The organism is Erwinia sp. PPS120 (assembly GCF_047918655.1).
Classification (GTDB): Bacteria; Pseudomonadota; Gammaproteobacteria; order Enterobacterales; family Enterobacteriaceae; genus Erwinia; species Erwinia tasmaniensis_A.
Window position 1 is genome coordinate 1 of the sequence record NZ_JBLREF010000065.1, and the last position, 458, is coordinate 458.

A 458-nucleotide genomic window follows, 5' to 3' on the forward strand; every position below is an offset into this window, starting at 1 on the left:
TCGTTGTACACCCGGCCCGTGACGATCGGCCTGTCCGGATCCCCGTTGATAAAGTCAATCACCACCTCGTCGCCCACCCGCGGGATCTGCACCCCGCCGAAGCCCTGTCCCGCCCAGGCGCTGGAGACGCGTACCCAGCAGGAGCTGGTGTCATCCCCTTTCGCCAGACGGTCCCAGTGGAATTTCACCTTGATGCGGCCATATTTATCGGTCCAGATCGACTCCCCCTGCGGCCCCACCACCTTCGCGGTCTGAGGGCCGTGGGTGCGCGGCCACGGCGTGCGCGGTTCCGCGCGGAAGGTGATGTCCGACGGAATAACCTGCACCGCAATGCTGTGGGTGGTGCTGCTGTCGTCGCCGCTCGCGTAGCGGTTCTCTTCAAAGGTGTAGATCGCTTCGGTGGTCAGGTATTCGCCGTTGTCGCTGAAGAAGGGCGCGTTCAGCAGGGTGAAGGTGTT

At 63.8% G+C, this 458-nt stretch carries 1 protein-coding gene; it reads right to left on the bottom strand.

Annotation, left to right across the window (positions count from 1 at the left end):
- On the bottom strand, positions 1 to 458 hold a 458-nt coding region (locus ACLRGG_RS20975), incomplete at both ends, for a type VI secretion system Vgr family protein (protein WP_416251536.1).